We start from the raw sequence: 25403 nt of genomic DNA, 5'->3' as shown, positions 1-25403 counted from the left end.
GGCATCGAGGGGATTAAGTGCCCTCAAGGCTGCAAGGCGGCGAGCCGGGAGCTTGAGCAGAAGGCGGATGACCGCCTCCTGCACTGATGGAGCACGTTTATTCCGGCAGGACGCGCACGGCGCCCTTGTCGGCGGACGAGGCAAAGGCAGCATAGGCCTTGAGCGCCGTCGTGACGTTGCGCTTGCGCTTTTCGGCAGGGAACCAGCCCTTTGCATCCTGCTCGGCGCGGCGACGTTCCAGTTCGGCCGGGTCGACAACGAGGTTGATCGTACGGTTGGGGATGTCGATGTCGATCAGGTCGCCTTCGCGGACGAGACCGATGGCGCCGCCCTGGGCTGCTTCCGGCGAGGCATGGCCGATCGAGAGGCCCGAGGTGCCGCCGGAGAAACGGCCGTCGGTGATCAGCGCGCAGACCTTGCCGAGGCCCTTCGACTTCAGATAGCTCGTCGGATAGAGCATTTCCTGCATGCCCGGGCCGCCCTTCGGGCCTTCGTAGCGGATGACGACAACATCGCCCGCGACGATGTGGTTGGACAGGATCGCCTTTACGGCGGCGTCCTGGCTTTCGAAGACGCGGGCGGGGCCCTTGAACTTCAGGATCGATTCATCGACGCCGGCCGTCTTCACGATGCAGCCGTCGAGCGCGATGTTGCCCTTGAGGACCGCGAGACCGCCATCCTTGGAGAAGGGATGTTCAACCGAGCGGATGACACCGGTTTCGCCGTCGGTGTCGAGATCGTCCCAGCGCGAGGCCTGGGAGAAGGCTTGAGTGGTGCGGACGCCACCGGGTGCGGCCTTGAAGAATTCGCGCACGGTTTCGGAATTGGTGCGGGTGATGTCCCAGCGGTCGATGGCATGGCCAAGCGTTTCGGCATGCACGGTCGGGCAATCGCGGTTGATCAGGCCACCACGGTCGAGCTCGCCGAGGATGCGCATGATGCCGCCGGCGCGGTGGACGTCTTCCATATGCACGTCCTGCTTGGCAGGCGCGACCTTGGAAAGGCAGGGCACGCGGCGCGACAGGCGGTCAATATCGTCCATGGTGAAATCGATCTCGCCCTCATGGGCGGCCGCCAGGATGTGCAGGACCGTATTGGTCGAGCCGCCCATGGCGATGTCGAGGGCCATGGCGTTTTCGAAGGCGGCCTTCGAGGCGATATTGCGCGGAAGCACGCTCTCGTCGTCCTGCTCGTAGTAACGACGGGCGAGATCGACGATCAGGTGACCGGCCTCGACGAAGAGGCGCTTGCGGTCGGCGTGGGTGGCGAGCGTCGAGCCGTTGCCGGGCAGCGACAGGCCGAGTGCTTCGGTCAGGCAGTTCATCGAATTGGCGGTAAACATGCCGGAGCAGGAGCCGCAGGTCGGACAGGCGGCCTTTTCGATTTCGTCGACATCGGCGTCGGAGATCTTGTCGTCGGCGGCCGCCACCATGGCGTCGACCAGGTCGAGTGCGACCTTGCGGCCCTGCAGGATCGCCTTGCCGGCTTCCATCGGACCACCGGAGACGAAGACCGCGGGGATGTTGAGGCGCATGGCGGCCGAGAGCATGCCGGGCGTGATCTTGTCGCAGTTCGAAATGCAGACCATGGCATCGGCGCAATGGGCGTTGACCATGTATTCGACCGAGTCGGAGATGATCTCGCGCGACGGCAGCGAATAGAGCATGCCGTCATGGCCCATGGCGATGCCGTCATCGACGGCGATCGTGTTGAATTCCTTGGCAACACCGCCGGCGGCTTCGATTTCGCGGGCAACAAGCTGGCCCAAGTCCTTCAGGTGGACGTGGCCGGGCACAAACTGGGTGAAGGAATTGACGACCGCGATGATCGGCTTGCCGAAATCGCCATCCTTCATGCCGGTGGCGCGCCAGAGGCCGCGCGCACCCGCCATGTTGCGGCCGTGGGTGGTGGTTCTCGAACGATAGACTGGCATGGGTGTTACCTCGGTGATGGTTCTGACCCGCAGACAAACGCCCAGTGGCGCTCAGCGCGCGGAGTCCTTTTTGGAAAGGATCTAAGCCAAGGCAGCGAGCCTGTCACTAGCAGCTTCCCTGAATTCGGTACGGTTTGGCCGGGTTCGACCCGCAGAACCGATCGCATTTGAGTGATCGCATTAAGCCCGACGCAAGACCTGTCACCTATCTTTAACGGCGAGAAGGAGGCGTCATGATGACACGGAAACCCGCCCGCGTGCTGTTGCTCAAGGATGCCCGGCAGAAATTGGCCGGCCCACCGCCGCCGCCCCGTTCCCAGAGGCGGCCGACCGACTTCATTCCCTTGCGGCTGGCGACCATCCTGTTCCTCGGCGGGATCGGCATCTATTCGGGTCTCATCCCGGCGCCACGACTGGCTCCTGCCACCATCCTCGCAGATGCCGCCGGCCTGATCGACTTCTCCACCACCGGCTCAGTATCTTCGAGGGCCGAACCGATCAGCGCGACATTCTCGATCTGCGCCTCGGCGACCCGCATCAACTGCGTCGTCGACGGCGATACGTTCTGGTACCGGGGGGAGAAATACCGGATCTCCGACATCAACACGCCTGAAATCAGCCAGCCGGCCTGCGAACGGGAACGGCAGCTTGGGCATCAGGCGCAGGTGGCGCTGCTTGAGACGTTGAACGGCGAAGGCCTGACGCTCGAGCAGCAGGAGCGGCGAGATACCGACAAGTATGGCCGCAAGCTGCGCGTGGTGATGCAGGACGGGCAGTCGATCGGCAACACCTTGATTGCCCAGGGGCTTGCGCATCGCTGGGAAGGGCACAAGCTGAGCTGGTGCGATTAACGTCAGTCGCGCCGGAGCGGGATTTCTTACAGATCAAGTCCTGTCAGAGCCTACACGAAATTGTTCCTGCACGACTTCTTTTCCCGGCAGTGAAACTCTGTTTTCCTGCGGTCCGTCTCCTATGTCATATGGAAGGCATTCCGGAGCTTTACGAGGTCGACCATGTCCCGCTACCGCCCTACCCCCATCGCCGAAAGCGCCATCACGCCGAAGTCGCTTTATCTGCGCCGCCGCGAGTTCATCGGAGCCGCCGCCGGAGGGCTTGCGGCGGCCGCGGCACTGCCCTCGATGGCGGGCGCCGCCCAGCTGACCGTGCCGCTCACCGCCAAGCCCAGCGCCTATAAGGTGGACGACAAGCTGACCTCGAAGGAGGATGTGACGAGCTACAACAATTTCTACGAGTTCGGCACGGGCAAGGAAGATCCGGCCAAGAATGCCGGCTCGCTCAACACCCGCCCGTGGACGATCGAAGTGGGTGGCATGGTGGCAAAGCCCCAGGTCATCGACATCGAGACGATCCTGAAAGAGTTTCCGATGGAGGAGCGCGTGTACCGCATGCGCTGCGTCGAGGCGTGGTCGATGGTGATCCCCTGGATCGGCTTCCCGATCTCCGCGCTGCTCGATCGGGTCGAACCGCTGGGCTCGGCGAAATATGTCGCCTTCGAAACGCTTGTGCGGCCGGAGGAAATGCAGGGACAGGCCGGCATCTTCCAGTCGCTGAACTGGCCCTATGTTGAGGGCCTCAGGCTCGACGAAGCGCGTCATCCGCTGGCGATCCTGGCGACCGGGCTTTACGGGGAGACGCTGCCGAACCAGAACGGCGCGCCGATCCGGCTCGTCGTTCCCTGGAAATATGGCTTCAAGGGCATCAAGTCGATCGTCAAGATTACACTGACCGACAAGGAGCCGCCATCGACCTGGAACCAGTTGCAGGCGTCGGAATACGGCTTCTATGCCAATGTCAATCCGGCCGTCGACCATCCGCGCTGGAGCCAGGCGACGGAGCGGCGGATCGGCGAGGCCGACGGGCTATTCGGCGGGGCGCGCATCGATACGCTGCCGTTCAACGGTTATGCCGACGAGGTCGCCGGGCTTTATGCCGGCATGGATCTGACGAAGTTCTACTGATGGCCACGCTCGCATTCCCTGCCCTGCCCGCCCGCTACAAGCCGGCCTCGATCTGGGCGCTTTATGCGGTCGGACTGACGCCCGGGCTCTATGCCTTCTACCTCGGCATTTTCGGCGGGCTTGGGGCCGATCCTGTCCGCGCCTTCGAGCATCTCCTCGGGCTCTGGGCGCTCAGGTTTCTCTGTCTGGGGCTTGCTGTCACGCCGTTGCGCGATCTCTTCGGCATGAACCTAATTAGCTACAGGCGTGCACTCGGACTTCTCGCCTTCTACTATGTGCTGGCGCATTTCACCGTCTATCTGACGCTTGATCGGGGGCTGATCTTCTCGTCGATTGCCGGCGACATCCTGAAGCGGCCCTATATCATGCTGGGCATGGCCGGGCTTTTGATGCTGATCCCGCTCGCTGTCACGTCGAACAGAGCCTCGATCCGGCGGTTGGGGCCGCGATGGAACAAGCTGCACAAGCTGGTTTATCCGGTGCTGATCGTGGCGGTGCTGCATTATGCGCTGTCGTTGAAGGTGATTTCGGCGGAGCCGGCCTTCTACATCGTGGTGGCGATCGTGCTGCTCGGTTACCGGCTGGTGCGGCCACGCATCATGGAGCGGCGGCGGGCTAAGCGCGGCATGGCGCCAGCGCGCTGAGTGTTTGAGGTTGGGGCGGGAGAGCGTCCTGCCCAAAGATAAGACGTATCACGACAACCAAGGGAGTGGTTTTCATGCGCATGACCTATGGGAAGAGACTGGCAGCGGCGACCCTTGCCGCCTGCATGACCTTGGCAGCCGGGATGGCGCAGGCGATCGAGGTCAGGCCCTTCGAGGCATCAGCCTTTGAAGCGGCAAAATCGGCGGGCAAGCCCGTTGTGGTGGACGTGACCGCGAGCTGGTGCAGCACCTGTCAGGCGCAGCAGCGGATCATGGCGGAACTGGCGAAGAAGCCGGAATTTTCCGATGTGCTGGTGCTGCAGGTCGATGTCGACACGCAGAAGGACGAGATGCGCAGCCTGGGCGCCCAGAGCCGCTCGACGCTGATTGCCTTTGACGGGGCAAACGAGACGCAGCGGACCGTGGGCGATACCAATCCGCAATCCGTCGAGGCGCTGTTTGCCTCTACGCTCAAGCGGTGAGACGATGCTGAGCAGCGGGGTCTTAGCCTTGCTCGCGGGCGTGCTGTCGCTGCTCAATCCCTGCACGCTGCCGCTGGTGCCGATTGTGCTTGCCTCTGCTGTCGAACGGCATCGCTACGGGCCGCTGGCTCTTGCGACCGGCTTATGCCTGTCTTTCGTGACAATCGGGCTGTTCGTGGCGCTGATCGGCTTTTCGATCGGGCTCGACTTTACGATTTTCCGTACCTTCGGCGGAATGCTTTTGATCGGACTTGGACTGCTGCTGCTCGTTCCCGCAGCACAAGCGCGATTTGCGCTGGCGGCAGGCCCCGTCGCCAACTGGTCAGGGCAACGCCTGGGCGGATTCAATGACAGCGGGCTGAAAGGTCAGTTTCTCGTTGGCCTGCTGCTTGGGGCAGTGTGGAGCCCTTGCGTCGGGCCGACACTCGGCGCCGCCTCGCTCTTGGCGGCGCGGGGCGAGAACCTGGGCCAGGTGGTGATTGCCATGCTCGCCTTCGGGATCGGAGCAGCGCTACCGCTGATCCTGATCGGGAGCCTGTCGAAGGCGGCGATCCAGCGGATGCGGGGTCAGCTATTGACGATCGGGCAGCGTGGCAAGGCGTTGTTCGGGGTGCTGCTGCTCGTGACGGGGCTGCTGGTGGTGAGCGGGCTCGACAAGCGGGTGGAGACGGTGCTCGTCGAGCTCTCGCCGGTCTGGTTGACGGATCTGACGACGCGGTATTGAGCGGCCGCCAAATCACGCAAGCGCAAGACAAATTTTTTTCACCAACGCGTGTCGAATTGCGCTTTACTCGTTCGTTAGGGAGGCAGGGATCGCCGGTGCGGCCCTTGAACGAGAGGAGATACGACATGCGCGTGATGGTGATGGTGAAGGCGACCGAGGACAGCGAAGAGGGCGTGCTGCCGTCCGCCGAGCTTCTCGAAGCCATGGGCAAATTCAACGAAGAGCTGGTGGCGGCCGGTGTAATGCTGTCGGGCGATGGCTTGAAGCCGTCGAAGCTCGGCAAGCGGATCGCCTTCGATGGCGACAGCCGGCGGGTGATCGACGGGCCGTTTGCCGAAACTCGCGAACTGGTCGCTGGCTATTGGATCTGGGAAGTCAAAGACATGGACGAGGCGGTGGCCTGGGTGAAGCGCTGCCCGAACCCGATGCCAGGGCCGAGCGAAATCGAGATCCGCAGCTTTTACGAGATGGAGGACTTTGCCGAAGTGGTTTCGCCGGAGGGGCATGCGAGCCATGCCCGGGCTGCAGAAGGCCTGGCCGCACGACAGAACAGCAAGGATTGAGGCGGCTCATGAGCAAGATGATCTTCATCAACCTGCCGGTGACCGATCTCGAGGCTTCGACGCGCTTCTATGAGGCGCTGGGCGCGACGCGCAATCCGCATTTTTCCAACGAGAATGCGGCCTGCATGATGCTGACGGATACGATCGGCGTGATGATCCTCACCCATGCCTATTACGGCAACTTCACCCGGCGACCGATCGCCGATGCCAGGGCGACGAGCCAGGTGCTGCTGGCACTGACCGTTGGCGAGCGGGCGGAGGTGGATCGGGTGCTGGAGGCGGCCACCGCCAGCGGTGGACGGGCCGATCCGAACCCGGCACAGGATCACGGCTCGATGTTCAGCCGGTCGGTGGAGGATCCGGATGGGCATGTCTGGGAGATCTTCTGGATGGATCCGGCCGCCGTGCCGGGCGACAGCTCGACTGTCGACGCCTGAGACAATGTCCGTCGTTGACCCGGTTGGCAACCTGTCCATACTTTCGACCATGACACGGGATGGACAAAGGCAGGCCGGCGCTTCCGCCGCAAACGGCGAGAGCCTGCAGGTTGCGGCGCGGGATATCGAGACGATCTTTCGCCTGGAGCGGGTCCGGCTGATTGCCGGGCTCGCGCGGCATGTCGGCGACATCAGCCTGGCGGAGGATCTGGCGCAGGAAGCGCTGCTCGCAGCCCTTGGCGTCTGGCCCCGGACGGGAACGCCGCCCAATCCCGGCGGCTGGCTGATGACAACGGCGAAACGTCGGGCTGTCGACCTCTGGCGGCGGCGGCGGATGATGGCGCGGCACGAGGCGGCGCTCACGCATGATATCGAGACCGATCGCCGCGATGCCCATGCGGCGATCGAGGCGCGGCTCGACGACGCGATCGGGGACGAGAGGCTGTCGCTGATTTTTACCGCCTGCCATCCCCTGCTCTCGCGCGACCAGCGCACGGCGCTAACATTGAAGATCATCGCCGGTTTAACGACCGAGGAGATCGCGCGGGCTTTCTTGACCCAAGACACCACGGTGGCGCAGCGGATCGTCAGGGCCAAGAAGATCCTGCGCGATGCCGACGTCGCGTTCGAGGTGCCGCTTGGGGAGGACCGCGCGGCGCGCCTCGGTTCGGTGCTGGAGGTGATCTATCTCATCTTCAACGAGGGATATGCGGCAAGTCGGGGCGAGGATCTGATCCGGCCGCAGCTTTGCCAGGAGGCGATGCGGCTGGGGCGCATTCTGGTCGGGCTCGCGCCGGAAGAAGCAGAGGCACATGGGCTGTTGGCATTGATGGAGCTGCAGGCCTCCCGCTTCAAGGCACGGGTGGCGGCCGACGGGCGGGCGCTGACGCTGGAAACGCAGAACCGGGGGCTTTGGGACCGGCTGCTGATCCAGCGCGGGCTGGCGGGGCTGGCGGTCGTGAGGCGGCTCAAGAGTGAGGATGGCGTCTATGCGCTGCAGGCGGCGCTGGCGGCGGTGCATGCACGGGCCACGACGTTTGCGGACACCGACTGGGCCCTCAGCGCTTCGCTTTATGACCGGCTTCTGGCGCTGACGCCCTCGCCCGTTGTCGCGCTCAACCGGGCAGTTGCCCATGCCATGGCGTTCGGGCCGGAGATGGGGTTACGTCTGCTGGAGGAGATTGCGGACGCGCCGCAGCTGGCGGACTATCCGCCCTATCACGCGGCGAAAGGAGATTTCCTGTTTCGGCTGGGACGGATGGCGGAGGCGCGGAGTGCGTTCGAGCAGGCGGCCCTGCTTAGCGGCAATGACGCGGAGCGGGCGTTTCTGCTCGGGCGGGTTCAGGCTTGCAAATAGAGCCCCATGGAAAATGGAAACACCCGGCGGTGAAGGCCGGGTGCACATCCGTTCTATGGTCCGAAGATCAGAACTGCTTCCTGAACAGCAGCCGATCGAGCGAGAGATAACCGCCGCCGAAGGCTGCGAAGAGAAAGGCGCCGCCGGTCCAGAAGAGCGAGGCGAGTTCAGCCTTGGACTGGACCTGATGCAGGAAGGTGTGGCCGCCATCGACAAGCCGTGTCAGCGCTTCCGGCGTGAAGAATTCGCTGCCGGCCTTCAGCGCATCGATGCCGGCCGGGGTGAGGAATGCATCGCCATAGGGGTGGCTCATGTGGAAATAGAGGGTGATCGCCAGCATGATACCGTTGGCGAGCGCTGCTGGCCTCGTGAAGAGACCGAGCGCGATCAGGAGGCCGCCCAAGACCTGCAGGACGGCCAAGGTCGGCGACCAGAGCCAGCCGGGATAGAAGCCGAGCTTTTCGATGAAGCCGACCTGGGCGAAGGGCGCCAAGATTTTTGGCCAGCCTTCGATGACCAGCATGCCGCCGACGGCAAGGCGGAAAATGCTCCAAGCCATGGGCTGGGCGATGCGGTCATAAAAGCCGGATAGCGGCGGGATGATGAGCTTGTCTCTGTCGTTGCTGAAAATGGATGCGTCAACCATTGGGAACCTCGCTTAAATCGATATATCGATGGATTGAGGTTAGCGCTGACAGGGAAAATGGACTTGACGTGGATCAACCGGGAGGTGGCCGTCTTTGCGAGGTCGCGCAACTTTTTGTGTGTCTGCCGCTGAGTGGTCGGAGGGGCGCAAATGGATCTTGGTGGACCGCACGGCCTCTCCCCTTCATGTCAGGCTCAACCTCCTGAAGGGCTCGCTGCTATCCGGTCGGAGAGCCCGGGTATGCTACGACCGGTTGCCGCACCGCCCTCTCTCAGCCGATTGTGGATTGCGGTTGCGGCAGTGGCGGCCTGGCCGAAGGCGACGGCCAGTTGGTTGAGCGAGTGGACGACATCGCCGGCTGCATAGATGCCTCTTCTCGAGGTTTCCTGATGCCCGTCCACCGTGATGTGGCCGAGATCGTCGAGAGCGATGCCGAGACTTTCACCCAGCTGCGAGCGGATCGAGCAGCCGAGGGCCGGATAGACGCTGTCGAATACTTCGCGCTCCCCCTGCTCGGTCGTTACCTCGAAGCCAGCATCGGACAGCCGCATACTTGCGACACCTGACAGGACTGGGAATGCACCAGCCTCGCCGTTCCCCTTTCCCTCCTCCCGCAGCCTTGCGGGATCGTCTGCGATGATGGTGACGTCATCGGTAAAGGCCTTGAGGAAATTTGCTTCTCGCAAGGCGTGGCTTCCAGACCCGAGCACGCCCACACGGCGGCCGATGACCTCGTAGCCATCGCAGACCGGACAGAGACGGATGATGCCACGGGCAATGGCTTCTTCCACATTCGGCATGCGCGGGATGTGGTCGACCACGCCGGTTGCGAGCAGAATGTGGCGCGCGGTCAAACCTCGGTCATTGAGGATGACCGCGAAGCCTGAAGCCTCGCTACCTTCGATGTGTTCGACCCGGGCGTTGTGCAGTGGCACCTCGTAATGCTGGGCCTGCGCCCGCAGACGATCAAGCAGTTCCAAGCCGCTGATGCCATCGGGAAAGCCGGGGCAATTGTGCGTGCGCGGGATCCAGAGCGCCCTGCTCTCCCCGGCATCGACAACGAGTACGCTCCGCCGGAAACGAGCGAGGTAGGTTGCCGCCACAAGGCCGGCCGGACCACCGCCGATGATGATGCAATCGTAACTGTCTCTGTTGGCTGTGGCCGTCATGAAGTCTCCTGTATCGCCGTTTGGCAAACATTAGGAGAGGCTGGTTGTTCCATTTCCGGCGGAACGACTGGCCAGCGGCTCGCAGTCTTGCGGCCGGATCAAGAAACGCGGACAAACAACGCAAAAAGCCGGGTGATTGCTCACCCGGCTTTTCAAATCCTTCCCTTACGGGAGGGAACTTATGCAGCTTCAGCTTCGGCTTCAGCGGCGACGCGGGCCTTGTCGGCTGCGCCCTTGGCGTCGACGTCGCGTTCAACGAACTCGATGACGGCCATGGCGGCGTTGTCGCCCTGGCGGAAACCGGCCTTCATGATGCGCAGGTAGCCGCCGTTGCGGGTGGCATAGCGCGTCGCGATGGCGTCGAACAGCTTGGCAACAACGGACACGTCGCGGATCTGCGAGATCGCCTGGCGGCGAGCATGCAGGTCGCCGCGCTTGCCGAGGGTGACGAGCTTTTCGACGATCGGGCGAATTTCCTTCGCCTTCGGCAGGGTGGTGACGATCTGCTCATGCAGGATGAGCGAAGCCGCCATGTTGGCGAACATCGCCTTACGGTGGCTGGCGGTACGGTTCAGCTTGCGGCCGGCTTTCTGGTGGCGCATGGCTATTCTCCTTTAAGTGCAGGCTCTGTCTCAGAGGCTGCCGTTTCCTGACACATACGGGCATGCGCCCGCAGTTTGACGGGGAAAGGCAGGCTTAGAGGCTGCCTTCACTGTTATTAATACTGATCTTCGTAACGCTTCGCGAGATCTTCGATGTTCTCGGGCGGCCATGCCGGTACTTCCATACCGAGGTGCAGGCCCATGGAAGCGAGAACTTCCTTGATTTCGTTCAGCGACTTGCGACCAAAGTTCGGCGTGCGCAGCATTTCGGCTTCGGTCTTCTGGATCAGATCGCCGATGTACACGATGTTGTCGTTCTTCAGGCAGTTTGCCGAGCGGACAGACAATTCGAGTTCGTCGACCTTCTTGAGCAGAGCCGGGTTGAAGGCGAGTTCGGTGACCGACTCTTCTTCGACTTCCTTCTGCGGCTCGTCGAAGTTGACGAAGACGCCGAGCTGGTCCTGGAGAATGCGGGCTGCGAAAGCAACTGCATCTTCACCGGTGACCGAGCCATCGGTTTCGATGGTCATCAGCAGCTTGTCGTAGTCGAGAACCTGTCCTTCGCGGGTGTTTTCCACCTTGTAGGACACCTTCTTGACCGGCGAGTAGAGGCTGTCGACCGGGATCAGGCCGATAGGAGCATCTTCCGCGCGGTTACGCTCAGCCGGGACATAGCCCTTGCCGTTGTTGACCGTGAACTCCATGCGGATCTCGGCACCTTCGTCGAGGGTGCAGATGACATGGTTGGGGTTCAGGATCTCAATGTCGCCAACAGTTTGGATGTCACCGGCGGTAACAACGCCCGGACCCTGCTTGCGGACAACCATGCGCTTGGCATCGTCGCCGTCCATCTTGATGGCGATTTCCTTGATGTTCAGGACGATGTCAGTGACATCTTCGCGAACGCCCGGGATAGACGAGAACTCGTGCAGAACGCCGTCGATCTGGACAGCGGTAACCGCTGCGCCCCGAAGCGACGACAGGAGAACGCGACGCAGAGCGTTTCCGAGCGTCAGGCCGAAGCCACGCTCAAGCGGCTCGGCGACGAGGGTCGCCTTGGTGCGGCCGGAGGAGGAAAATTCCACCTTGTTCGGCTTGATCAGTTCCTGCCAATTCTTCTGAATCATGATTTTACCTTCCGTTCGCCATCACCATTCAATCGTGACGGCCGAATATGAGAAGCACCGGGAAGGCAAACCGCCTGCCCGGCAAGACGAAGAATGATTAGACGCGACGCTTCTTGCGCGGACGGCAGCCATTGTGCGGGATCGGGGTCACGTCGCGGATGGACGTGATCATGAAGCCGGCAGCCTGGAGGGCGCGCAGAGCGGATTCACGACCCGAACCGGGGCCGCAGACTTCCACTTCCAGCGACTTCATGCCGTGTTCCTGGGCCTTCTTGGCGCAGTCTTCAGCGGCGATCTGGGCAGCGAACGGGGTCGACTTACGCGAACCCTTGAAGCCCTTGGCACCAGCAGACGACCAGGCAATTGCGTTGCCCTGTGCGTCGGTGATGGTGATCATCGTGTTGTTGAAGGTCGAGTTGACGTGAGCAACGCCCGACGAGATGTTTTTGCGTTCGCGACGGCGGACGCGTGTGGCTTCCTTGGCCATGGTCTTCCTTTCAGTTGATCTAAACACCGCCGTAATGCCAGCGGCTACACCAATCGAGGCAATAGGATGAAGGCGGTGGGCACCAGGTTACCCTGACGCCCACCGCCCTTTTCCGACTGTCTCGAAAAATTACTTCTTCTTACCAGCGATCGCCTTCGCCGGACCCTTGCGGGTGCGGGCGTTGGTGTGCGTGCGCTGACCACGGACCGGCAGGCCGCGGCGATGACGCAGGCCACGGTAGCAGCCGAGGTCCATCAGACGCTTGATGTTCATCGCGGTGTCGCGACGAAGATCGCCTTCGACCTGGTAGTCGCGGTCGATGGTTTCGCGGATAGCCAGAACTTCGGCGTCGGTCAGCTGGTGTACGCGCTTTTCAGCGGGCAGGCCGACCTTTTCCATGATTTCCTGTGCAAACTTCGGTCCGATCCCGTGAATATAGGTCAGCGCAATAACAACGCGCTTCGCAGTCGGGATGTTGACGCCAGCGATACGTGCCACGCCTATTCTCCTTGCTTCCAGTTGCCATCCGGCAAGTGGTGTCTCGTTACACGGCCCGAATGAGCCGCAATTACAAATCGGGTTCTCAACACGTCAAAACGATCGAACCCGGTCTTCCGTCTCAGGAAGAACGCGCCGATCGCAGTCATGTCGCGAGTTGGCGCGGTCTTTAGCGGAATCGGTCGACAAAAGCAACCGATGCCACGAAGATTCTTGGAACCGCCCGGGTCAGACCCGGGCGAGAATGGCTTCGATCTCGGCCGTGACGGCATCAATCTCGCCCATGCCGTCGACCGAATGCAGCTTACCCTTGGCGTGGTAATAGCCGATCAGCGGCGAGGTTTCCTTGTAGTAGGCCTGGAGGCGGGTCCGGACCGTCTCCCTGTTATCGTCGGGACGGCGCTTGAAATGCGTCGAGCCGCACTTGTCGCAGACCCCTTCCACCTTCGGCTTCAGGTTTTCGTCGTGATAGCCGGCGCCGCAGTTAGCGCAGGTGTAACGACCAGCGATTCGATCGGCGAGGACCTCGTCATCGACCCGGATCTCGATCACGGCCGACAGGTCGAGGTTCTTGCCCGACAGCATGGCCTCGGTCGCATCGGCCTGAACCAGCGTGCGCGGGAAGCCGTCGAGGATGAAGCCGTTGGCGCAATCAGGCGCATCGATGCGTTCGGACACGATGGCGATGACGATATCGTCGGACACCAGCTTGCCGGCGTCCATGACCGCCTTGGCGCGCTTGCCGACCTCCGTGCCGGCGGAAACCGCGGCACGAAGCATGTCACCGGTGGAGAGCTGCGGGATGCCGTGCTTCTCCACGATCCGCTGGGCCTGGGTCCCCTTGCCCGCGCCCGGCGGTCCTAACAGAATCAGTCTCATCGTCCCCTCTTTCCTCCACGCAGCTTCGACTTCTTGATCAGGCCTTCATATTGCTGGGCGATCAGATGTCCCTGGATCTGTGCTACAGTATCAAGGGTGACGCTGACAACAATCAAAAGCGACGTACCACCAAGGGCTAATGGGATGCCGGTGCGTGCGATGAGGAGTTCGGGAAGAATGCAGACGAAGACGAGATAGATCGCGCCGATGACCGTGATGCGGGTCAGGACGTAATCGATGTATTCGGCGGTGCGGTCACCGGGGCGGATGCCGGGGATGAAGCCGCCATGCTTTTTCAGGTTGTCGGCCGTGTCCTTCGGATTGAAGACGATGGCCGTGTAGAAGAAGGCGAAGAAGGCGATCAGGGCGGCATACATCAGCATGTAGACCGGCTGCCCATGGCTGAGCGAGGCGATGATCGTGGTGGCCCAGGCGGGCATCTGTGCGCCACCGGCAAAGCCTGCGGCAGTCGCGGGCAGCAGCAGCAGCGAGGATGCGAAGATTGCCGGGATAACGCCCGAGGTATTGAGCTTCAGCGGCAGGTGCGAGGTATCGCCCTGGAACATGCGGTTGCCGACCTGGCGCTTCGGATACTGGATCAGAAGGCGGCGCTGCGCACGCTCGACGAAGACGATCAGGCCGATGACGCCGATGGCGACGACGATGACGGCGAGAATCAGCAGGGTCGAGATGGCGCCGGTGCGGCCGAGTTCGAGCGTGTGGGCGATCGCGGTCGGAAGACCTGCTGCGATGCCGGCGAAGATGATCAGCGAAATACCATTGCCGATGCCGCGCGAGGTGATCTGCTCACCGAGCCACATCAAGAACATGGTGCCGCCGAGCAGCGTGAGAACAGTAGAAATCTTGAAGAAGATGCCCGGGTCGACAACGATGCCCTGGCCAGACTCCAGACCGACGGCGATGCCGTAGGCCTGCAGCGCGCCGAGCAGAACGGTGCCGTAGCGGGTATACTGGTTGATGATCTTGCGGCCCTGCTCGCCCTCTTTCTTGAGGTTCTCAAGCGCGGGGACGACCGAGGTCATCAGCTGCACGATGATCGAAGCGGAGATGTAAGGCATGATGCCGAGGGCGAAAATCGCCATGCGCTGGACAGCGCCGCCGGCAAACATGTTGAAGAGGCCGAGGATGCCGCCGGACTGGCCCTGGAAGGCCGCCGCATAGGCTTCGGGATTGAGGCCAGGCAGCGGAATATGCGTGCCGAGGCGATAGACCAGCAATGCGGCCAGGGTGAACCACAGGCGCTTCTTCAGATCTTCCGCCTTGGCGAAAGTCGAGAAGTTGAGGTTCGAGGCCAGTTGTTCCGCTGCAGAAGCCATGAAATTCTCCGCAAACCTTGACCGGCGCGACTTCCGCGACCGTAGGCTGTTCGTTCAAACTGTTTTTCAGAAAACAGGGCGCGGGGAGAAGTTGGCGAGCAACCGCATGCCTCACACCCTTGTTTTCCAGATGACCCGGAAGACGAAACGACGTCCATTCCGTCCTGGGATCGTGAGGCTCACATATGGGAGCAAAATCGCCCGGTGTGAAGCACCCCGGGCGATCGGTTCGTCACTTATTCAGCGGCTTCTGCGGCAGCTGCGAGCAGCTTGGCCGAACCGCCGGCCTTTTCGATCTTCTCGACGGCAGCCTTAGAGGCGCCGGCGACTTCGACCGAGATCTTGGCCTTGAGTTCACCACCCGACAGGATGCGAACGCCGTCCTTCGGACGACGGATCACACCGGCAGCCTTGAGAGCTGCTGCGTCGATCGTCGACTTGGCGTCGAGCTTGCCAGCATCGATCGCGGTCTGGATACGGCCGAGCGATACGGTGACGTATTCAGATGCGAAGATGTTGTTGAAGCCGCGCTTCGGCAGGCGACGATAGATCGGCATCTGGCCGCCTTCGAAGCCGTTGATTGCAACGCCGGAACGAGCCTTCTGACCCTTCACACCGCGACCACCGGTCTTGCCCTTGCCGGAACCAATACCGCGACCTACGCGGATACGGTCCTTCGACGAGCCTTCGTTGTCTTTGATTTTATTCAGTTTCATGATGACTTCCCCCGTCTCACTTCTCGTCGACGACGCGAACGAGATGCTGGACAGCACGGATCATGCCACGAACGGAAGGCGTATCTTCCAGGGTGCGGACCCGGTGCATCTTGTTGAGGCCCAGACCGACCAGCGTTGCGCGCTGGACTGCCGGACGGCGAATGGGCGAACCGATCTGCTCGATCGTGATCGTCTTTGCTTCAGTCTTCTTCGTAGCCTTGGCCATGGATCAGACTCCTCTTATTCTTCAGCAGCGTTGCCAGAGGCAGCGCGGCGAGCCTGGAGGGTAGCATACTTCAGGCCACGCTGAGCAGCGATGTCCTTCGGATGAACCTGAGACTTCAGGGCGTCGAACGTGGCGCGAACCATGTTGTAAGGGTTCGACGAACCGGTCGACTTGGCGACGACGTCGTGCATGCCGAGCGTTTCGAACACGGCGCGCATCGGACCACCAGCGATGATACCGGTACCGGCCTTGGCGGCGCGAAGGAGAACCTTGCCGGCGCCATGACGACCGTTGACGTCGTGGTGCAGGGTACGACCGTCACGCAGCGGAACGAAGATCAGTTCGCGCTTGGCGGCTTCGGTTGCCTTGCGGATGGCTTCCGGCACTTCACGTGCCTTGCCATGACCGAAGCCAACGCGACCCTTCTGGTCGCCGACGACGACGAGGGCTGCGAAGCCGAAGCGACGGCCGCCCTTAACTACCTTAGCGACGCGATTGATGGCGACCAGCTTGTCGACAAATTCGCTATCGCGCTCTTCACGGTTCTGGCGATCATCGCGCGAACCACGCTTCTCTTGTGCCATTGTCCTTTTCCTTTTTCTTTTCCGGGTGCAATCGGCAGATTACGCAAAGTTCCACCCTGCCCTCTCGGGTCAAGGTGGAATCCGGTGTGACCGGCGTTAAAGCCGGAAATCCGCCCGGACGCAAGCCCGGGCGGAAACTCGATTAGAAGGAGAGACCACCTTCGCGGGCGGCTTCTGCCAGGGCCTTGATGCGGCCGTGGTAGATGTAGGCGCCACGATCGAAGACAACTTCCTTGACGCCAGCCTTGGTTGCGCGCTCGGCAACCAGCTTGCCGACGGCAGCTGCTGCTGCGGTGTCGGCGCCGGTCTTGAGCTCGGCCTTCAGGCCACCATCGAGCGTCGAGGCAGCCGCAAGGGTCTTGCCAGCGACGTCGTCGATGATCTGAGCGTAGATGTTCTTCGAAGAGCGATGTACCGACAGACGCGGACGGCCATTGGCCACCGCCTTGATCTGACGCCGTACGCGGTTCGCACGGCGAACAAGTGCTTCTTTTCTGCTTGCCATTTCGCGCGATCCTTACTTCTTCTTGCCTTCTTTGCGGACGATCCGCTCTTCGGCATACTTGACGCCCTTGCCCTTGTAGGGCTCCGGACCGCGGTATTCGCGGATCTCGGCGGCGACCTGACCGACCTGCTGCTTGTTGATGCCGGACACGATGATTTCGGTCGGCTTCGGAACAGCAATGGTGATGCCAACGGGCGGCTCATAGACGACGTCATGGCTGAAACCGAGGGCCAGCTGCAGGTTCTTGCCCTGCAGCGACGCGCGGTAACCAACGCCGTTGATTTCGAGCTTGCGCTCGTAACCGTCCTTGACACCCTTCAGGATGTTTTCGACCATGGTGCGGGACATGCCCCACTTGGAACGAGCATCCTTGGAGTCGTTGATCGGCAGGACGACAACAGCGTTGTCTTCGAGCTTCACAGAGATTTCGTCATTAGCGACGAATACGAGTTCACCCTTCGGGCCCTTGACGGAGACCTTCTGGCCTTCGACAGTGGCGGTCACGCCAGCCGGAACCGGAACGGGCTTTTTACCGATACGAGACATAGTTTTTATCCTGTCTGTTCGCTATGGAGTTCCTCTGCGCTGTCTTAGAAGACAGAGCAGAGAACCTCACCACCAACGTTCTGTTCGCGAGCCTGGTGATCGGCCATCACACCCTTCGGAGTCGAAAGGATGGTGATGCCGAGGCCGTTCGCGACCTGCGGGATGGACTTAACCGAGACATAAACTCGGCGGCCCGGCTTGGAGACACGGCCGATTTCGCGAATGACCGAAGCACCTTCGTAGTACTTCAGCTCGATCGTGAGCTCGGACTTGCCATTGCCGTAATCGACCTGGCTGTAGCCGCGGATGTAACCTTCGGCCTGCAGAACGTCGAGAACGCGGGCGCGCAGGTTCGAGGCCGGAGTGTTAACCGAGCTCTTGCGGCGTGCGGCGCCATTGCGGATGCGGGTGAGCATATCGCCCAACGGATCAGTCATCGTCATTTGCGCGTCTCCTTACCAGCTCGACTTGACAATACCCGGCACCTTGCCGGAATTGCCGAGGTCGCGGAGTGCGATACGGGACATGCCGAGCTTGCGATAGAACGCACGCGGACGGCCGGTCACTTCGCAACGGTTGCGGACACGGGTCTTGGAACCATCGCGCGGCAGATCTGCCAGCTTCAAGGTTGCCTTGAACCGTTCTTCAATCGAGAGCGACTGGTTCATAATGATCGCCTTCAGCGCGGCCCGCTTAGCGGCGTGCTGACCGACCAACTTGCGGCGGCGCTTGTTCTTTTCAACTGCGCTTGTCTTCGCCATATGGAAGTTCCTCTTCTACGCTCGTCGTTACGGTTACGTGCGGAACGGGAAGTTGAACTCTTTCAGAAGAGCCCGAGCTTCGTCGTCCGTGTTTGCCGTCGTGCAAACGATGATGTCCATGCCCCACATCTGATCAACCTTGTCGTAGTTGATCTCAGGGAACACAATGTGCTCCTTGATGCCCATGGCGAAGTTGCCACGGCCGTCAAAGCTTTTCGGGTTCAGGCCCCGGAAGTCGCGAACGCGCGGAAGCGCGATGTTGATCAGACGGTCCAGGAATTCGTACATCCGTGCGCCGCGCAGGGTAACCTTTGCGCCGATCGGCATGTTTTCACGGACCTTGAAGCCGGCGATCGAGTTGCGCGCCTTCGTGATGACCGGCTTCTGGCCGGCGATCGCTGCGAGGTCGGCAGCAGCAACAGAAGGCTTCTTGGAATCGGCAGTCGCCTCACCCACGCCCATGTTGATGACGATCTTGTCGAGCTTCGGGATCTGCATCTCGTTCGAGAACGAGAACTGTTCCTGCAGCGCTGCACGGATGCGCGTTACATACTCGGTCTTGAGCCGCGGCTCATACTTTGCCTCAGCCATCGATGACATCTCCCGAACGCTTGGCCACACGCACCTTCTTGCCGTCTACGACCTGGAAGCCAACGCGGGTCGGCTTGCCATCCTTGCCGACGATGGCAATGTTGGACAGGTGAATGGATGCTTCCTTGTTGATGATGCCGGCTTCCTGCGTCTGAGACTGACGCTGATGGCGCTTCACCATGTTGATACCACGCACGAGTGCGCGATCTTCCTTCGGCATGACCTGGAGGACTTCGCCAGTGCGGCCCTTGTCCTTGCCGGAGAGTACGACGACGTTGTCGCCCTTGCGGATCTTGTTCATCGCTTCCCGCTCCCTTACAGTACTTCTGGAGCCAGCGAGATGATCTTCATGTGGTTCTTGGCGCGAAGTTCGCGCGGAACCGGTCCGAAGATACGGGTGCCGATCGGCTCTTTCTTGTTGTCGATAAGAACAGCAGCGTTGTTATCGAATCTGATGACGCTGCCGTCAGCGCGACGGATGTCCTTGGCGGTGCGAACGACAACCGCCTTCATCACATCGCCCTTCTTGACGCGGCCGCGCGGGATCGCTTCCTTGATCGAGACGACGATAATGTCGCCGACCGAAGCGTACTTGCGCTTGGAGCCGCCCAGCACCTTGATGCACATGACACGACGTGCGCCGGAATTATCCGCGACGTCGAGGTTAGTCTGCATCTGAATCATGTCAGGTCGCCTTCTTGTTGTAACCCGAACGGTTGGGCATACGCCCCCTATTCCGGCTTATGATAAATTTCGAGAGTGCGCGGGAAGATAAATACAGGGTGGTTTCCCATACGGGACCTTCCGTGCGCTCAAAGCAAAAGGAACGCCCGTAACGGGGCGTTCCCAGCCAGTGGCCTGCTTCATACAAGATTCTGCGCAAGGTGCAAGCCCCCGCGCAGAAACTCGTCAAATTAAGCCTGGGCGGAGATAACCGTCCAGCACTTGTCCTTGGAGATCGGTGCGCATTCCTCGATGGAAACGACGTCACCGGTCTTGTACTGGTTGTTTTCGTCATGGGCCTTGTACTTCTTCGACCGGCGGACGGTCTTCTGAAGCAAGGGATGTGCGAATCGACGCTCAACGCGAACAACGACAGTCTTGTCGTTCTTGTCGCTGACAACTACGCCCTGCAGAATGCGTTTCGGCATATTCTTCTGGTCCTTAGGCCTTGGCTTCTGCCGCCTTCTGGCGGGCAATGGTTTTTACGCGTGCGATGTCACGACGAACTTCCTGGATGCGGGAAGACTTTTCCAGCTGGCCGGTGGCCTTCTGGAAACGCAGGTTGAACTGCTCCTTCTTCAGCTTCGCAAGCTCATCATTCAGCTGATCGGCGCTCATGGCGCGGACGTCTGCGGCTTTCATGGGCTCAATCCTCACTCTGCAATGCGCTGTACGAAGCGCGTCTTGACCGAGAGCTTGGCCGAACCGAGACGGAGCGCTTCGCGAGCGATCTCCTCGGACACACCGTCGATCTCGAACATCATTCGGCCGGGCTTGACCTTGCAAGCCCAGTATTCGACCGAACCCTTACCCTTACCCATACGAACTTCGGTCGGCTTTGCCGTGACCGGAACGTCAGGGAATACGCGGATCCATACACGGCCCGCACGCTTCATGTAGCGGGTGATGGCGCGACGGGCTGCTTCGATTTCGCGAGCATTCACGCGGTTGGGTTCGAGAGACTTCAGGCCGAATTCGCCGAATGCCAGATCAAAACCGCCCTTGGCGACGCCCTTGATGCGCCCCTTGAACTGCTTGCGGTACTTTGTACGCTTTGGCTGCAACATTTTCTTACTTCTCCGAGCTTATCTTTCGCCAGCGTTCAATCAAGCGTTCTCGCGGCGACGGTCGCCACGATCACCGCGTTCACGGCTTGCCGGACCCTGGGCATCGCCCTCGAGTGCACGACGCTCAGACGCCATCGGATCATGCTCAAGGATTTCGCCCTTGAAGATCCAGACCTTGACGCCGCAGATGCCGTAAGCGGTTTCAGCTTCAGACGTGCCGTAGTCGATGTCGGCGCGCAGCGTGTGAAGCGGAACGCGACCTTCGCGGTACCATTCGGTACGTGCGATTTCGGCACCACCGAGACGGCCGGCGCAGGTGATCTTGATGCCTTCGGCACCGAGACGCATGGCCGACTGTACGGCGCGCTTCATGGCGCGACGGAAAGCGATACGACGCTCGAGCTGCTGGGTGATCGACTGAGCAACGAGTGTTGCGTCGATTTCCGGCTTGCGCACTTCAACGATGTTGAGGTGCGTTTCCGAGTTGGTCATCGTCGAGATCTTCTTGCGAAGCTTCTCGATGTCTGCACCCTTCTTGCCGATGATCAGACCCGGACGAGCCGAGTGGATCGTGACGCGGCACTTCTTGTGCGGACGCTCGATGACGACCTTGGCGATGCCGGCCTGCTTGAGCTCTTCCATCAGGTAGGCGCGGATCTTCAGGTCTTCGTGCAGCAGCTTGCTGTACTCGGCATTGTCCGCAAACCAGCGGCTATCCCAAGTGCGGTTGATGCCCAGGCGAAAACCTGTCGGATTGATTTTCTGACCCATTATGCGGCCTCCCCTTTGGCTTCGACTTCGCGCACGACGATCGTCAGGTGCGAGAACGGCTTTTCGATGCGCGATGCGCGGCCGCGGCCACGAGCGTGGAAACGCTTCATGGTGATCGACTTGCCAACATAGGCTTCGGCGACGATCAGCTGATCGACGTCGAGGTCATGGTTGTTCTCAGCGTTTGCGATTGCCGATTCCAGGGTCTTCTTGACCGTGCCGGCAATGCGCTTGCGGGAGAATTCGAGATCAGCGAGAGCGCGCTCGACCTTCTTGCCGCGGATGAGCGCGGCAACCAGGTTGAGCTTCTGGGGGCTGACGCGGATCGTGCGCGCAATGGCTTGCGCCTCGTTGTCCTTCAGCCGGCGTTCGGCTTTTGCCTTGCCCATCGTTACTTCCTCTTCGCCTTCTTGTCCGCACCGTGACCGTAATAGGTCCGGGTCGGAGCGAATTCACCAAACTTGTGGCCGACCATGTCTTCATTGACAGAGACGGGCACATGCTTCGAGCCGTTGTAGACGCCGAAAGTGAGACCGACGAACTGCGGCAGGATGGTGGAGCGACGGCTCCACATCTTGATCACTTCGCTACGACCGCCTTCACGAACCTTCTCAGCCTTCTTGAGAAGATAGCCGTCAACGAACGGGCCTTTCCATACTGAACGAGCCATTTCTGACTACCTCTCTTACTTCTTCTTCAGGTGGCGCGAGCGCATGATGAACTTGTCGGTCGACTTGTTCGAACGAGTCCGCTTACCCTTGGTGGGCTTACCCCACGGGGAGACCGGGTGACGACCACCCGACGTGCGGCCTTCACCACCACCGTGGGGGTGGTCGACCGGGTTCATGACGACACCGCGGTTATGCGGGGTCTTGCCGCGCCAGCGGGTACGACCCGCCTTGCCATCATTGATGTTGCCGTGGTCCGGGTTGGAAACGGCGCCGACGGTGGCCAGGCAGGAGCCCGGGACCAAACGCTGTTCGCCGGAGTTCAGGCGAAGGATTGCCATGCCGGCATCGCGGCCGACCAGCTGAACATAGGTGCCTGCAGAGCGAGCGATCTGACCACCCTTGCCCGGCTTCATTTCCACGTTGTGGATGATGGAGCCGACCGGGATGTACTGCAGCGGCATCGCGTTGCCGGGCTTTACGTCGACAGCCTTCTCAGAAGCGCCCACCTTGTCGCCGACAGCGAGACGCTGCGGAGCCAGGATGTAGGCCTGTTCGCCATCAGCATAGGTGATGAGGGCGATGAAGGCGGTGCGGTTCGGGTCGTATTCCAGACGTTCTACGGTGCCTTCGACGTCGAACTTGCGACGCTTGAAGTCAACGAGACGGTAGGTACGCTTGTGACCACCACCGATGAAGCGAGCCGTGATGCGGCCGAGGTTGTTACGACCACCGCTCTTGGACAGACCTTCCGTCAGCGCCTTGACCGGCTTGCCCTTCCAGAGGCCCGAGCGGTCGACGATGACCAGCTGACGCTGGCTCGGGGTCGTCGGATTATAGCTTTTCAATGCCATTGTTCTTGTTCCCTACCTCAGACGCCCGTCGACACGTCGATGGACTGACCTTCAGCGAGCGTAACGATCGCCTTCTTGACGTCCTTCTGCTTGCCGATGAAGCCGCGGAAACGCTTTGTCTTGCCCTTGCGGAGCAGCGTATTGACGGCGGTGACCTTGACGCCGAAGAGAGCTTCGACAGCAGCCTTGATTTCCGGCTTGCTGGCGCCCTTGGCGACGTTGAAGACGACCTGGTTGTTCTCGGACACCATGGTCGACTTTTCCGTGATCGACGGAGATACGATCACGTCGTAGTGGCGAAGATCAGTCATTTGAACCGCTCCTCCAGAGCTTCAACCGCAGCCTTGGAAAGCACCAGCTTGCCGCGACGCAGAATGTCATAAACGTTGATGCCCTGAACCGGCAGAACATCGATGTTCGGGATGTTTGCGGCAGCGAGCTTGAAGTTGCTGTCGATTTCGGCGCCGCCGATCACGAGAGCATTGGTGAGGCCGAGCGAGGCGAAGGTGCCGACCAGGGTCTTGGTCTTGGCTTCGGCAGCAACCAGATTATCAACGATGATCAGGTCTTCCGACTTCAGCTTTGCCGACAGGGCGTGACGCAGAGCAAGTGCACGAACCTTCTTCGGCAGGTCATGGGCGTGGCTGCGAACAACCGGGCCATGAGCCTTACCACCGCCGCGGAACTGCGGGGCGCGAGCCGAATGGTGACGAGCACGACCGGTGCCCTTCTGCTTGTACATCTTCGCACCGGTGCGCGAGACTTCAGCGCGGGTCTTGCTCTTGTGCGTGCCCTGGCGCTTCTTGGCCAGCTGGTAACGAACCATGCGGGCAATGATGTCTTCACGAGGCTCAAGGCCGAAGATTTCGTCAGACAGAGAAACCTTGCCGGCGTCCGTGCCCGAGAGGGTCTTGACGTTCAATTCCATGTGCTTGGCTCCCTTACTTCGACGACTTGACGGCGTCGCGGACGATGATCCAGGAACCCTTGGAACCGGGCACTGCGCCCTTTACCAGGATGAGACCGCGATCTTCATCAGTCGAAACGACTTCGAGGTTCTGGGTGGTGACGCGGGTCTGGCCCATGTGACCAGCCATGCGCTTGCCCTTCCAAACGCGGCCCGGATCCTGGTTGGAACCGGTCGAACCGTGCGAACGGTGCGAGACGGAAACACCGTGGGTCGCGCGCAGACCACCGAAGTTGTGGCGCTTCATAGCACCGGCAAAACCCTTACCGATGGTGGTACCCGTCACGTCAACGAGCTGGCCAGCCGCAAAATGGCTTGCCGTCAGCTGGGCGCCGACGTCGATGAGATTATCTTCAGATACGCGGAATTCAACAAGCTTGGCCTTGGGCTCAACGCTTGCTGCTGCGAAGTGACCACGAAGGCCCTTCGTCGTGTTCTTGACCTTCGACGTACCGGCACCGAGCTGAAGCGCAACGTAGCCGTTCTTGTCGGCCGTGCGCTGAGCGACGACCTGTACGTTATCCAGACGCAGAACTGTAACCGGGACATGTTCGCCAGCGTCGTTATAGACGCGGGTCATACCCACTTTCTGTGCAATCACACCTGAACGCATTGGTTCATTCCTCTTGAGAGTCGCGGACGGGATCTCGCGATCCTGACCTTTCCTCTTTGTTTAAGGATTCCACTCCGGCCCTTCCGAACCTTCGGGTTTCCCGTTTCGAGAAGTCGTTGGCAGGTCTTGCCACGTACCTTCCTTGTTATTTCGGCTCTCGCCGGAATTCCTTCTTAGAGCTTGATCTCGACGTCAACGCCGGCAGCCAGGTCGAGCTTCATCAGCGCGTCCACGGTCTGGGGGGTCGGATCAACGATATCGAGCAGGCGCTTATGCGTGCGCATTTCAAACTGTTCGCGGCTCTTCTTGTCGACGTGAGGCGAACGGTTGACGGTAAATTTTTCAATGCGTGTCGGGAGCGGAACCGGGCCGCGGACGCTGGCACCGGTGCGCTTTGCCGTCTGCACGATTTCGCGCGTGGAGGCATCGAGAACCCGGTGATCAAACGCCTTCAGGCGGATGCGGATATTCTGGCCGTTCATTCGACTTGTCCTTGTTTCTTTTCTTGCGTCCCGCATACGCAGAGACAGTGAATTACCATGACTGGCCGGCCCCAAATTTTCAAAAATCACAGGGATCAAAACGCCCCCTGTCACTCTTCTATTCTTAAGGAGCCCTGCCGAACTCGACCCGTCACCAGGCCTTAAATCTTGCAGCGCTGCGAATCCCTGGTGCAAACCACCTGACGATTCTGATCGTGGCCGGCGACATACACCGCAAACGGCCTCTCGTCAATCGGTCACACCGACCGAAATGACGAGCTCTGCTTTCGCTGCATCACTGGCTTGCGCCGGTTGCAGCTAGAAATGCGAAGCGGCCTCGGACCGGAGCCCGAGGCCGCTTCCAGCAATCGATTACTCGATGATCGAGGCAACGATACCGGCGCCGACGGTGCGGCCGCCTTCGCGGATCGCGAAGCGCAGCTTTTCTTCCATCGCGATCGGAAC

Annotated in this window: 38 protein-coding genes and 1 pseudogene; 8 read left to right on the top strand and 31 right to left on the bottom strand. The window is 60.9% G+C overall.

Going from position 1 to position 25403, the window contains the following annotated elements; translation table 11 throughout:
* Window positions 1-97 precede the first annotated feature (97 nt).
* Complete coding sequence (gene ilvD / locus ASE36_RS17770) at window positions 98-1933, bottom strand: dihydroxy-acid dehydratase (RefSeq protein WP_062282966.1); 1836 nt, start codon at window positions 1931-1933, stop codon at window positions 98-100.
* 233 nt (window positions 1934-2166) lie between these two features.
* Here ilvD and ASE36_RS17765 point away from each other — a divergent pair, with 233 nt between their 5' ends.
* The 8 genes from ASE36_RS17765 (at window position 2167) to ASE36_RS17730 (ending at window position 8119) form a co-directional block, all read left to right on the top strand.
* Entirely contained in the window at window positions 2167-2784 is a 618-nt protein-coding gene (locus tag ASE36_RS17765) for a thermonuclease family protein (protein WP_244484380.1), read from the top strand.
* A gap of 162 nt (window positions 2785-2946) precedes the next feature.
* A complete protein-coding gene (gene msrP, locus ASE36_RS17760) occupies window positions 2947-3912 on the top strand; it encodes a protein-methionine-sulfoxide reductase catalytic subunit MsrP (RefSeq protein WP_062282963.1) in 966 nt (321 codons plus the stop codon).
* Window positions 3912-4556, top strand: coding sequence for a protein-methionine-sulfoxide reductase heme-binding subunit MsrQ (msrQ, locus tag ASE36_RS17755; RefSeq protein ID WP_062282958.1), 645 nt, complete (start codon window positions 3912-3914; stop codon window positions 4554-4556). Before msrP ends, msrQ begins: the two co-directional genes overlap by 1 nt.
* A gap of 74 nt (window positions 4557-4630) precedes the next feature.
* Window positions 4631-5038: a thioredoxin family protein gene (locus ASE36_RS17750; RefSeq protein ID WP_156378707.1), complete on the top strand. Its 408-nt coding sequence runs from the start codon at window positions 4631-4633 to the stop codon at window positions 5036-5038.
* Window positions 5039-5042: 4 nt separating this feature from the next.
* Window positions 5043-5762: a cytochrome c biogenesis CcdA family protein gene (locus ASE36_RS17745; RefSeq protein ID WP_062282953.1), complete on the top strand. Its 720-nt coding sequence runs from the start codon at window positions 5043-5045 to the stop codon at window positions 5760-5762.
* A gap of 125 nt (window positions 5763-5887) precedes the next feature.
* On the top strand, window positions 5888-6325 hold the full coding sequence (locus ASE36_RS17740) for a YciI family protein (protein ID WP_062282949.1): 438 nt from the start codon (window positions 5888-5890) through the stop codon (window positions 6323-6325).
* A gap of 8 nt (window positions 6326-6333) precedes the next feature.
* Window positions 6334-6762, top strand: a complete 429-nt coding sequence (locus tag ASE36_RS17735) for a VOC family protein (protein ID WP_062282945.1) — start codon at window positions 6334-6336, stop codon at window positions 6760-6762.
* Window positions 6763-6766: 4 nt separating this feature from the next.
* A complete protein-coding gene (locus ASE36_RS17730; RefSeq protein WP_244474794.1) occupies window positions 6767-8119 on the top strand; it encodes an RNA polymerase sigma factor in 1353 nt (450 codons plus the stop codon).
* Window positions 8120-8186: 67 nt separating this feature from the next.
* Here the strand turns inward: ASE36_RS17730 and ASE36_RS17725 are convergent, their stop codons facing one another.
* From ASE36_RS17725 to ASE36_RS22290, 30 genes and pseudogenes are all read right to left on the bottom strand, one after another.
* On the bottom strand, window positions 8187-8765 hold the full coding sequence (locus ASE36_RS17725; protein WP_062282941.1) for a DoxX family protein: 579 nt from the start codon (window positions 8763-8765) through the stop codon (window positions 8187-8189).
* A 194-nt stretch (window positions 8766-8959) separates the two neighbouring features.
* On the bottom strand, window positions 8960-9934 hold the full coding sequence (locus ASE36_RS17720) for an NAD(P)/FAD-dependent oxidoreductase (protein WP_082511201.1): 975 nt from the start codon (window positions 9932-9934) through the stop codon (window positions 8960-8962).
* Between the two features lie 179 nt (window positions 9935-10113).
* Window positions 10114-10536, bottom strand: a complete 423-nt coding sequence (gene rplQ / locus ASE36_RS17715) for a 50S ribosomal protein L17 (RefSeq protein WP_062282936.1) — start codon at window positions 10534-10536, stop codon at window positions 10114-10116.
* 116 nt (window positions 10537-10652) lie between these two features.
* Window positions 10653-11663 (bottom strand): DNA-directed RNA polymerase subunit alpha, encoded by a 1011-nt coding sequence (locus tag ASE36_RS17710; RefSeq protein ID WP_062282933.1) that lies wholly within the window; start codon window positions 11661-11663, stop codon window positions 10653-10655.
* A 97-nt stretch (window positions 11664-11760) separates the two neighbouring features.
* On the bottom strand, window positions 11761-12150 hold the full coding sequence (gene rpsK, locus ASE36_RS17705; protein ID WP_015915761.1) for a 30S ribosomal protein S11: 390 nt from the start codon (window positions 12148-12150) through the stop codon (window positions 11761-11763).
* Between the two features lie 129 nt (window positions 12151-12279).
* Complete coding sequence (rpsM, locus tag ASE36_RS17700) at window positions 12280-12648, bottom strand: 30S ribosomal protein S13 (RefSeq protein WP_062282930.1); 369 nt, start codon at window positions 12646-12648, stop codon at window positions 12280-12282.
* Window positions 12649-12876: 228 nt separating this feature from the next.
* Window positions 12877-13527, bottom strand: coding sequence for an adenylate kinase (locus ASE36_RS17695; protein ID WP_062282927.1), 651 nt, complete (start codon window positions 13525-13527; stop codon window positions 12877-12879).
* Window positions 13524-14864: a preprotein translocase subunit SecY gene (secY, locus tag ASE36_RS17690; protein ID WP_062282924.1), complete on the bottom strand. Its 1341-nt coding sequence runs from the start codon at window positions 14862-14864 to the stop codon at window positions 13524-13526. The genes ASE36_RS17695 and secY overlap by 4 nt, the downstream gene beginning before the upstream one ends.
* Before the next feature lie 236 nt (window positions 14865-15100).
* A complete protein-coding gene (rplO, locus tag ASE36_RS17685) occupies window positions 15101-15580 on the bottom strand; it encodes a 50S ribosomal protein L15 (protein WP_062282921.1) in 480 nt (159 codons plus the stop codon).
* 16 nt (window positions 15581-15596) lie between these two features.
* Window positions 15597-15806, bottom strand: coding sequence for a 50S ribosomal protein L30 (gene rpmD / locus ASE36_RS17680; RefSeq protein WP_062282918.1), 210 nt, complete (start codon window positions 15804-15806; stop codon window positions 15597-15599).
* Window positions 15807-15820: 14 nt separating this feature from the next.
* On the bottom strand, window positions 15821-16390 hold the full coding sequence (gene rpsE, locus ASE36_RS17675) for a 30S ribosomal protein S5 (RefSeq protein WP_062282915.1): 570 nt from the start codon (window positions 16388-16390) through the stop codon (window positions 15821-15823).
* A gap of 142 nt (window positions 16391-16532) precedes the next feature.
* Window positions 16533-16895 (bottom strand): 50S ribosomal protein L18, encoded by a 363-nt coding sequence (gene rplR / locus ASE36_RS17670; protein WP_062282912.1) that lies wholly within the window; start codon window positions 16893-16895, stop codon window positions 16533-16535.
* A gap of 12 nt (window positions 16896-16907) precedes the next feature.
* Window positions 16908-17441 (bottom strand): 50S ribosomal protein L6, encoded by a 534-nt coding sequence (gene rplF, locus ASE36_RS17665; RefSeq protein WP_062282909.1) that lies wholly within the window; start codon window positions 17439-17441, stop codon window positions 16908-16910.
* 44 nt (window positions 17442-17485) lie between these two features.
* A complete protein-coding gene (gene rpsH, locus ASE36_RS17660) occupies window positions 17486-17884 on the bottom strand; it encodes a 30S ribosomal protein S8 (protein ID WP_062282905.1) in 399 nt (132 codons plus the stop codon).
* A gap of 12 nt (window positions 17885-17896) precedes the next feature.
* The gene (gene rpsN, locus ASE36_RS17655; protein WP_062282902.1) at window positions 17897-18202 is read right to left on the bottom strand and encodes a 30S ribosomal protein S14; all 306 of its coding nucleotides are present in this window, start codon (window positions 18200-18202) and stop codon (window positions 17897-17899) included.
* 33 nt (window positions 18203-18235) lie between these two features.
* A complete protein-coding gene (gene rplE / locus ASE36_RS17650; RefSeq protein WP_062282899.1) occupies window positions 18236-18793 on the bottom strand; it encodes a 50S ribosomal protein L5 in 558 nt (185 codons plus the stop codon).
* Window positions 18786-19094, bottom strand: a complete 309-nt coding sequence (gene rplX, locus ASE36_RS17645; protein WP_062282896.1) for a 50S ribosomal protein L24 — start codon at window positions 19092-19094, stop codon at window positions 18786-18788. The genes rplE and rplX overlap by 8 nt, the downstream gene beginning before the upstream one ends.
* 14 nt (window positions 19095-19108) lie before the next feature.
* A complete protein-coding gene (gene rplN, locus ASE36_RS17640) occupies window positions 19109-19477 on the bottom strand; it encodes a 50S ribosomal protein L14 (protein WP_003495199.1) in 369 nt (122 codons plus the stop codon).
* Window positions 19478-19707: 230 nt separating this feature from the next.
* A complete protein-coding gene (rpsQ, locus tag ASE36_RS17635) occupies window positions 19708-19944 on the bottom strand; it encodes a 30S ribosomal protein S17 (protein ID WP_062282893.1) in 237 nt (78 codons plus the stop codon).
* A gap of 13 nt (window positions 19945-19957) precedes the next feature.
* Window positions 19958-20158 carry a 50S ribosomal protein L29 gene (gene rpmC / locus ASE36_RS17630; protein WP_028735898.1) on the bottom strand — a complete coding sequence of 67 codons (201 nt, stop codon included), beginning with the start codon at window positions 20156-20158 and terminating at the stop codon, window positions 19958-19960.
* Window positions 20159-20169: 11 nt separating this feature from the next.
* Window positions 20170-20583, bottom strand: a complete 414-nt coding sequence (rplP, locus tag ASE36_RS17625; RefSeq protein WP_009109534.1) for a 50S ribosomal protein L16 — start codon at window positions 20581-20583, stop codon at window positions 20170-20172.
* Window positions 20584-20622: 39 nt separating this feature from the next.
* Window positions 20623-21354: a 30S ribosomal protein S3 gene (rpsC, locus tag ASE36_RS17620; RefSeq protein WP_062282891.1), complete on the bottom strand. Its 732-nt coding sequence runs from the start codon at window positions 21352-21354 to the stop codon at window positions 20623-20625.
* Window positions 21354-21743: a 50S ribosomal protein L22 gene (rplV, locus tag ASE36_RS17615; protein ID WP_062282888.1), complete on the bottom strand. Its 390-nt coding sequence runs from the start codon at window positions 21741-21743 to the stop codon at window positions 21354-21356. Before rplV ends, rpsC begins: the two co-directional genes overlap by 1 nt.
* A 2-nt stretch (window positions 21744-21745) precedes the next feature.
* Window positions 21746-22024, bottom strand: a complete 279-nt coding sequence (gene rpsS, locus ASE36_RS17610; protein ID WP_062282885.1) for a 30S ribosomal protein S19 — start codon at window positions 22022-22024, stop codon at window positions 21746-21748.
* 15 nt (window positions 22025-22039) lie between these two features.
* Window positions 22040-22876, bottom strand: coding sequence for a 50S ribosomal protein L2 (rplB, locus tag ASE36_RS17605; RefSeq protein ID WP_062282882.1), 837 nt, complete (start codon window positions 22874-22876; stop codon window positions 22040-22042).
* A 17-nt stretch (window positions 22877-22893) separates the two neighbouring features.
* A complete protein-coding gene (locus tag ASE36_RS17600) occupies window positions 22894-23187 on the bottom strand; it encodes a 50S ribosomal protein L23 (RefSeq protein ID WP_062282880.1) in 294 nt (97 codons plus the stop codon).
* On the bottom strand, window positions 23184-23804 hold the full coding sequence (gene rplD, locus ASE36_RS17595; RefSeq protein ID WP_062282877.1) for a 50S ribosomal protein L4: 621 nt from the start codon (window positions 23802-23804) through the stop codon (window positions 23184-23186). The genes ASE36_RS17600 and rplD overlap by 4 nt, the downstream gene beginning before the upstream one ends.
* 13 nt (window positions 23805-23817) lie before the next feature.
* The gene (gene rplC, locus ASE36_RS17590) at window positions 23818-24456 is read right to left on the bottom strand and encodes a 50S ribosomal protein L3 (protein WP_062282874.1); all 639 of its coding nucleotides are present in this window, start codon (window positions 24454-24456) and stop codon (window positions 23818-23820) included.
* 173 nt (window positions 24457-24629) lie between these two features.
* Window positions 24630-24938 (bottom strand): 30S ribosomal protein S10, encoded by a 309-nt coding sequence (rpsJ, locus tag ASE36_RS17585; RefSeq protein ID WP_009109911.1) that lies wholly within the window; start codon window positions 24936-24938, stop codon window positions 24630-24632.
* Window positions 24939-25310: 372 nt separating this feature from the next.
* A pseudogene (locus ASE36_RS22290) lies at window positions 25311-25403 on the bottom strand (elongation factor Tu); the annotation flags it as partial.

Source organism: Rhizobium sp. Root274 (genome assembly GCF_001429245.1).
Taxonomy (GTDB): Bacteria; Pseudomonadota; Alphaproteobacteria; order Rhizobiales; family Rhizobiaceae; genus Allorhizobium.
The sequence above is the reverse complement of the archived record's forward strand: the minus strand, read 5'-3'. Positions and strand labels throughout refer to the sequence as shown.

Bases quoted from the DNA above. Each gene is read 5' to 3' on its own strand.
- ASE36_RS17735 (WP_062282945.1), top strand. From the start codon at position 6,334: ATGAGCAAGATGATCTTCATCAACCTGCCGGTGACCGATCTCGAGGCT.
- ASE36_RS17765 (WP_244484380.1), top strand. From the start codon at position 2,167: ATGATGACACGGAAACCCGCCCGCGTGCTGTTGCTCAAGGATGCCCGG.
- rpsK (WP_015915761.1), bottom strand. From the start codon at position 12,150: ATGGCCAAGGAAGCCACACGCGTCCGCCGTCGCGAACGCAAAAACATC.
- rplV (WP_062282888.1), bottom strand. From the start codon at position 21,743: ATGGGCAAGGCAAAAGCCGAACGCCGGCTGAAGGACAACGAGGCGCAA.
- rpsC (WP_062282891.1), bottom strand. From the start codon at position 21,354: ATGGGTCAGAAAATCAATCCGACAGGTTTTCGCCTGGGCATCAACCGC.
- ilvD (WP_062282966.1), bottom strand. From the start codon at position 1,933: ATGCCAGTCTATCGTTCGAGAACCACCACCCACGGCCGCAACATGGCG.
- ASE36_RS17740 (WP_062282949.1), top strand. From the start codon at position 5,888: ATGCGCGTGATGGTGATGGTGAAGGCGACCGAGGACAGCGAAGAGGGC.
- rplO (WP_062282921.1), bottom strand. From the start codon at position 15,580: ATGAAACTGAATAAAATCAAAGACAACGAAGGCTCGTCGAAGGACCGT.
- ASE36_RS17720 (WP_082511201.1), bottom strand. From the start codon at position 9,934: ATGACGGCCACAGCCAACAGAGACAGTTACGATTGCATCATCATCGGC.
- ASE36_RS17730 (WP_244474794.1), top strand. From the start codon at position 6,767: ATGTCCGTCGTTGACCCGGTTGGCAACCTGTCCATACTTTCGACCATG.
- ASE36_RS17725 (WP_062282941.1), bottom strand. From the start codon at position 8,765: ATGGTTGACGCATCCATTTTCAGCAACGACAGAGACAAGCTCATCATC.
- secY (WP_062282924.1), bottom strand. From the start codon at position 14,864: ATGGCTTCTGCAGCGGAACAACTGGCCTCGAACCTCAACTTCTCGACT.
- msrQ (WP_062282958.1), top strand. From the start codon at position 3,912: ATGGCCACGCTCGCATTCCCTGCCCTGCCCGCCCGCTACAAGCCGGCC.
- rpsS (WP_062282885.1), bottom strand. From the start codon at position 22,024: ATGGCTCGTTCAGTATGGAAAGGCCCGTTCGTTGACGGCTATCTTCTC.
- ASE36_RS17695 (WP_062282927.1), bottom strand. From the start codon at position 13,527: ATGAGACTGATTCTGTTAGGACCGCCGGGCGCGGGCAAGGGGACCCAG.
- rplD (WP_062282877.1), bottom strand. From the start codon at position 23,804: ATGGAATTGAACGTCAAGACCCTCTCGGGCACGGACGCCGGCAAGGTT.
- rpsE (WP_062282915.1), bottom strand. From the start codon at position 16,390: ATGGCACAAGAGAAGCGTGGTTCGCGCGATGATCGCCAGAACCGTGAA.
- rplR (WP_062282912.1), bottom strand. From the start codon at position 16,895: ATGGCAAGCAGAAAAGAAGCACTTGTTCGCCGTGCGAACCGCGTACGG.
- rpsQ (WP_062282893.1), bottom strand. From the start codon at position 19,944: ATGCCGAAACGCATTCTGCAGGGCGTAGTTGTCAGCGACAAGAACGAC.
- rplF (WP_062282909.1), bottom strand. From the start codon at position 17,441: ATGTCTCGTATCGGTAAAAAGCCCGTTCCGGTTCCGGCTGGCGTGACC.
- ASE36_RS17600 (WP_062282880.1), bottom strand. From the start codon at position 23,187: ATGACTGATCTTCGCCACTACGACGTGATCGTATCTCCGTCGATCACG.
- rplE (WP_062282899.1), bottom strand. From the start codon at position 18,793: ATGGCTGAGGCAAAGTATGAGCCGCGGCTCAAGACCGAGTATGTAACG.
- msrP (WP_062282963.1), top strand. From the start codon at position 2,947: ATGTCCCGCTACCGCCCTACCCCCATCGCCGAAAGCGCCATCACGCCG.
- rplQ (WP_062282936.1), bottom strand. From the start codon at position 10,536: ATGCGCCACCAGAAAGCCGGCCGCAAGCTGAACCGTACCGCCAGCCAC.
- ASE36_RS17710 (WP_062282933.1), bottom strand. From the start codon at position 11,663: ATGATTCAGAAGAATTGGCAGGAACTGATCAAGCCGAACAAGGTGGAA.
- rplP (WP_009109534.1), bottom strand. From the start codon at position 20,583: ATGTTGCAGCCAAAGCGTACAAAGTACCGCAAGCAGTTCAAGGGGCGC.
- rpsJ (WP_009109911.1), bottom strand. From the start codon at position 24,938: ATGAACGGCCAGAATATCCGCATCCGCCTGAAGGCGTTTGATCACCGG.
- rpmD (WP_062282918.1), bottom strand. From the start codon at position 15,806: ATGGCCAAGGCTACGAAGAAGACTGAAGCAAAGACGATCACGATCGAG.
- rplC (WP_062282874.1), bottom strand. From the start codon at position 24,456: ATGCGTTCAGGTGTGATTGCACAGAAAGTGGGTATGACCCGCGTCTAT.
- rplN (WP_003495199.1), bottom strand. From the start codon at position 19,477: ATGATTCAGATGCAGACTAACCTCGACGTCGCGGATAATTCCGGCGCA.
- rpsH (WP_062282905.1), bottom strand. From the start codon at position 17,884: ATGACGATGACTGATCCGTTGGGCGATATGCTCACCCGCATCCGCAAT.
- rplX (WP_062282896.1), bottom strand. From the start codon at position 19,094: ATGAACAAGATCCGCAAGGGCGACAACGTCGTCGTACTCTCCGGCAAG.
- rplB (WP_062282882.1), bottom strand. From the start codon at position 22,876: ATGGCATTGAAAAGCTATAATCCGACGACCCCGAGCCAGCGTCAGCTG.
- rpsN (WP_062282902.1), bottom strand. From the start codon at position 18,202: ATGGCGAAGACAAGCGCAGTTGAAAAGAACAAGCGCCGCCGCAAGTTG.
- rpmC (WP_028735898.1), bottom strand. From the start codon at position 20,158: ATGAAAGCCGCAGACGTCCGCGCCATGAGCGCCGATCAGCTGAATGAT.
- ASE36_RS17750 (WP_156378707.1), top strand. From the start codon at position 4,631: ATGCGCATGACCTATGGGAAGAGACTGGCAGCGGCGACCCTTGCCGCC.
- ASE36_RS17745 (WP_062282953.1), top strand. From the start codon at position 5,043: ATGCTGAGCAGCGGGGTCTTAGCCTTGCTCGCGGGCGTGCTGTCGCTG.